This window comes from Lishizhenia sp., assembly GCF_033720595.1.
Classification (GTDB): domain Bacteria; phylum Bacteroidota; class Bacteroidia; order Flavobacteriales_D; family Crocinitomicaceae; genus Lishizhenia.
In genome coordinates, this window is the sequence record NZ_JAWWCF010000197.1 from 1 (window position 1) to 5215 (window position 5215).

Consider the following 5215-nt stretch of genomic DNA (forward strand, 5'->3'; position numbering starts at 1 on the left):
ACTTCGGGAGTTCGTCCAAAGCATAGCGCTCCAAGTAATCATCATTTCTCTTTTCTGTTAAAGGTGAAGAAGAAGCGTAACCTTGACGTTCATATACAATTCCAGAAAGTTTTAGGCGGTCGCATAGTTGTTGAGGGAAATGTTTCCATTGTCCAATAGACCCTAAAGCCTCGTGCAGAAATACGGCTACAATATCCGAATTCGTATTTTCATTGATGCGTTGAAAGTGTATGTCTATATTATTATCTAAGGAAACAAAAGGCATAATCTGGGCATAAAAAAAGTCGACCAAAGCTGATCGACTCTTAAGTATTAATAAGGGGCTTACGATTTAACTCTTTCTACGTAAGTACCTGTTCTTGTATCAATTTTTATTTTCTCACCGTTGTCGATGAATAAAGGAACTCTAACTTCAGCACCTGTATCTATTGTAGCAGGTTTTAAACTGTTTGTAGCTGTATCTCCTTTAATTCCTGGCTCAGTGTAAGTGATTTCTGCTTCAATGTACATAGGTAAATCAACTAACAATGGAGCTTCTTCTTCCGCGTGGAAAGTAATCTCACAAATCATTCCTTCTGATAAGAACTCAGACTTTTCAACCATAGATTTATTGATGAAAACCTGTGTGTAATCTTCCGTATTCATGAAGTGGTAACCTTCATTTTCTGGATATAAGTATTGGTAACTTCTTCTTTCGATACGAACTGGGAAAATTTTGTGTCCAGCAGAGAAAGTATTATCTACAACTTTTCCTGTTTCAATGTTCTTAAGTTTCGTACGAACGAATGCAGGTCCTTTACCTGGTTTAACGTGTTGGAATTCTACGATAGACCAAAGTTTACCATTCCAATCGATGCAAAGTCCGTTTTTTATATCTGAAGTATCTGCCATATTTATATAGTTTGAGAATGCAAATGTAATAAATGATTGAGGAAAGTTGAGGAGAGGAGGTGGGAAAAGTTCATAATTCCATCGATTTTGTGAATATGCGGAATTCTACCTGAATTTTTTATATGACAAGAAAGTTGTACCTTATTTCTAATAAATCACAACCTAACAATCATGAAAAATTATAAGTTTTACACCACTTATTCTGTGGAAGAAAAATGTATAAGTTATTTCAGGAATCACCTTGAATGCAAAGTTCATAAATGTTCAAATTGTGCTTCAAAGAAATTAAAGTGGAGTCAAAAAATAATTGGATGGAAATGCTCAAGTTGTACCAAGAAAATATCACTTAAATCTATTTGTTTTATGAGAGATAGCAACAAATCCTTCTTTGACTGGCTAGAGATCTTACATTTAGTAATGAATGATAAAAAGCCCATGTCTATCAAGTCAATTCTCCGGCAATCTAGACAAAAAAGATACGGAACAGTTTTGTACATGGTTAGAAAAATTCAAAAGGAGTTGGGTAAAATCAATTCTAAAATTCAGTATACTAAAATATCAGAAATAACATTTCAAGGTGATAAAATCAACTCCATTAACTTTCCAGGAAAACTGACTTTATGTTATACGATATCGGAAGATAGAAAACGAGATGAAATTAGATTATTTCTTTCTAAGACTTACAGAGTATATACAAGAAGTTTAAAGAAAGAACTCCTAAAAAGTAAATTTCTTTTCCCAAAATTATTGACGAATAACGAGGAAGACGAATTAGCCATATCATCATGTGCTGAGCAGGGAATAAAGCAGGATTGGAAGAATAAAATTAAAGGTAATCTATTTAAATTATTAAAAGGGATACATCATGAAGTTGCTTGGTATAATCTTCAATTGATCTTAGATGAGTATAGTTTTAAATACAATAGAAGGTATAGTAAGGAATGGAAAGTTGATTTGTTTATGTTCGAGCTCACAATGTGAACAGGTAGAATTGCGCATACCCAATATTTTATCTTTAAAGAATAGAATTCTTCATCACTTTTCAATTACCTTTGCCCCCATGAGAAACAATCGCGAAGAAATTTCTGATTTGGTATTCGGTGTACGTGCCGTAATTGAAGCTGTTAGAGCAGAAGTGGAAATCAACAAAATAATGATTCAAAGAGGAATGCAAAAGGACCTCTTTAAAGAATTGAAGGAAGAATTAGCAGGGAAAAATTACACCCTCCAATTTGTGCCTTTAGAAAAGTTGAACCGATTAACACGTAAAAATCACCAAGGTGTAATCGCCTTTACTTCACCGATAAAATATCAAAATGTAGAGGATGTTTTACAAGAGATTTTTGAAAATGGTGATGAGCCAAACTTTTTAATTTTAGATAGAATTACAGACGTTCGTAATTTTGGAGCTATAGCAAGAACCGCTGAGTGTAGTGGAGTTCACGCGATTATTGTTCCTTCTAAAAATTCAGCATTGGTTACTGGAGATGCAATTAAGACAAGTGCGGGAGCATTGCATAAAATTCCAGTTTGTAAGGTTGATGATTTATCGGAAACGGTTCAATACCTTAAGTCTTCTGGTTTGCGCATTGTAGCTTGTACTGAAAAGACAGATAACTTTGTGTTCGATGTTACCCTCAATGAACCATCGGCAATCATTATGGGGTCTGAGGAAGATGGTATCTCTAAGGAGTTATTAGATTTGGCACATCAGAGAGCAAAAGTTCCATTATTAGGAACCATAGGATCGTATAACGTTGGTGTTGCAACAGGTATTATCTTGTACGAAAAAATGCGACAGTTAATTACAAGCTAATTTGTACTTTCAATTCTCAAGCTGTACTTTCATTTTATGAAAAGAACAAAACAATATATAACGCTCATCCTTATGGTAATGAGCGTTTTTCATATCCAAGCCCAACTTCCCAATAAAGCCGAAAAACTTGTAGGGAAATGGGAATACAAAAAAGGCAGTGGTTCTGAAGAATTTATCTTGGATGCTGACACCTTAAAAGGAACGGCATCGCTAGTGGATAAATACGGAGAAGAGGTGCCTGTGGAAAACATGCAAATCAAAATGGTTAACGGAAATCTCATTTATTCTGCCGAAAAAATAAGTGCGGATAGTTTGGAGAAGGTTGACCAGCATATTTTTGTGGCCAAAGGGAAACGACTCAAGTTCTACAATACAGAGGATGAGTTTGTACAAGCGCTTAAATACCGTGTGCGTTGGTTTAACGCGAATAAAATGGTTTTGGTAATTTATACTTCAGACCATCAAAAAAGAAAACTGAAATTGAATAAAGTGGATTAGGCCATTTCCCCCAAGGTCTTGGGGGGCGGGTCATCCGTTCCTATACAAACTACCAAAAATAACTTTCTCTAAAACGCATTTAGCTTCACGTTGGTCGCTAAGCTGCCTTTAAGTTCAAGTAAGTTTTTGTGAATTTTGTATACCACTACTACCCCTAATGGAAAAGGCCCGAGAAATTCCCGAGCCTTTTAAAATGTATGCGTATTTATTGCTTAGAATCTAATTCTTGCAAATCCAAAGGCAGTAGATACACTATGTGTATTGTCGCTCACAAAGCGCAAAATATCCGTAGATGAAATACCAAATTCATAGGCACCACCTCTTAAAATAAAGTTAACTCCGAGCGGAACGTTTGATTTGTAAACGCCACCTCCGTAATATCCGGCAGATAAACATAACCATTTGAAAAGTTTAAAATCACCACCTGCTGAGATTATGGGGTTGGCCAAACTTCCAGGATTGTCCTTGTTGAATGGAGCTACCACATCTACACCAATGTTTATGCGTTTAAAGAACTCCATACTTCCTCCAATGCGTATCGTAGCAGAGTTAGGAACCACAAGTTTTTCTTGGCCCTCTAACTCTAAAATACCATCCTTGTCTAAAAAGCGGTTGACCGATCTTAAAACGTTCGGATCTTTTAATCCTTCTAAGCTCACACTCCCAATTAAGGTGTCTCTTACCTTGTAAATGTTTTTGTTGTAGGTTACACTTCCTATGTTGTTGATGGCTAACCCAAAGGTGAAAATTTTAGCCATTTTTACAGTAGCAGAAAGGTCAAAACCGTATCCATTTCCAACAAGCTCAGGAATCTTCCTCGATGCTTCTTGCATTACTGCCGAAGGATTAGAATTGGCTACTGCACCATAGTCAATATCAAAGCTCGGACTCATTGCTGAGTATAGGTTTACGTTACCATTGCTGGACTCAAAATCAAAGTGAGCCACAGATTGAATGTAACGACCACTAATACCCCCGTATAAAGCAAAAGTTTCAGGTTTACCAAAGATTTTTCTTCCATAACCAATGTTCCATTCTCTGTCCCAACGTTGCTTAATTTTTGTTCCATCAGTTAACTCACTAATGAGAATAGGGGAGCTAATCTGACCAGAGATGGCTGCAGCTAAAGTGTCTTCAGAAATTCCAGGTCTGTTGGCTATTTGGGTTGTGTCTCCGTCAAAAGCTACGGTTAAAGAGTCAAAAATAGAAGCAAACTGACCTCTAAAGATAATGTCCGTAGTTTGTTGGTTGAGTTGTGAATACCAATTGAATTTTTCTCGAACTTGAACAGCAATTCCTCCGAATTTTTCGCCTTGATAAGCAAATCCAAACCAATTGTAATTTGCATTCATTGCGATTCCCTTCTCAGCAAAATTTGCTACAGATTCCTTTTGTTCTGCCAGGTTAAAACCTTCTGCAGAATTACCAGTTACTTCGTTGGTAATGGCAGTTCTTAAATTAATGAAGTTTTGTTTGGTAAGGGCTGGACTGTAAATACTAAAAGCCATTTCCGAAGTGCCAAAAGTTGCCTTTTTGTCTTCGTAACCCGTACCAGTACCAAGCATAGAAGTATTAATTCCTAAACATTGATAGTCTGTTAAAAAGGTAGTAGCTACCCCTTTTCCAATTGCAGTGTAGGCTCCATTCTGAGTTTGTCCGAAGACTATGGTCGTTGTAAAAAGAAGGATGACTAAACTGTAAAATTTCATAGCGTGTTATTATGTTCTGGATAAAAGTAATGATTTACTTCCATTTAATTCCGCACCCCATACATGGCTTCTCCGTACCACTAAAACTTTCATTTTTTACCAATAAATCAAGGGCATTTTTAAGGTCTTTTCCACTGACTTCAATATCATTACTTGGACGTGAGTCATCGATTTGTCCGTGGAAGTAAAGTTGCTTAGCGCTGTCAAATACAAATATATCTGGAGTGCACGCAGCGTTGTAAGCCTTGGCAATATCTTGCGTGCTGTCGTATAGGTAAGGGAAGGGGTACTCCAATTCTTC

General features: G+C 36.5%; 5 protein-coding genes and 2 pseudogenes. 3 read left to right on the plus strand and 4 right to left on the minus strand.

The genetic code is table 11. The annotated features are described in order from the left end of the window. Together R3333_RS12240 and efp are read right to left on the minus strand one after the other, a co-directional pair. Positions 1-265: pseudogene (locus R3333_RS12240) on the minus strand (hypothetical protein); the annotation flags it as partial. A 59-nt stretch (positions 266-324) separates the two neighbouring features. Continuing rightward, complete coding sequence (gene efp / locus R3333_RS12245; protein WP_318959065.1) at positions 325-891, minus strand: elongation factor P; 567 nt, start codon at positions 889-891, stop codon at positions 325-327. A 363-nt stretch (positions 892-1254) separates the two neighbouring features. Here efp and R3333_RS12250 point away from each other — a divergent pair, with 363 nt between their 5' ends. From R3333_RS12250 to R3333_RS12260, 3 genes are all read left to right on the plus strand, one after another. Further along, complete coding sequence (locus tag R3333_RS12250) at positions 1255-1872, plus strand: hypothetical protein (protein WP_318959066.1); 618 nt, start codon at positions 1255-1257, stop codon at positions 1870-1872. Positions 1873-1951: 79 nt separating this feature from the next. Continuing rightward, on the plus strand, positions 1952-2707 hold the full coding sequence (gene rlmB / locus R3333_RS12255; protein ID WP_318959067.1) for a 23S rRNA (guanosine(2251)-2'-O)-methyltransferase RlmB: 756 nt from the start codon (positions 1952-1954) through the stop codon (positions 2705-2707). Between the two features lie 36 nt (positions 2708-2743). Continuing rightward, positions 2744-3205, plus strand: a complete 462-nt coding sequence (locus R3333_RS12260) for a hypothetical protein (RefSeq protein WP_318959068.1) — start codon at positions 2744-2746, stop codon at positions 3203-3205. A gap of 212 nt (positions 3206-3417) precedes the next feature. Here the strand turns inward: R3333_RS12260 and R3333_RS12265 are convergent, their stop codons facing one another. Beyond that, positions 3418-4914, minus strand: coding sequence for a DUF5723 family protein (locus R3333_RS12265; RefSeq protein ID WP_318959069.1), 1497 nt, complete (start codon positions 4912-4914; stop codon positions 3418-3420). Positions 4915-4948: 34 nt separating this feature from the next. Then, positions 4949-5215: pseudogene (locus R3333_RS12270) on the minus strand (thioredoxin family protein); the annotation flags it as partial.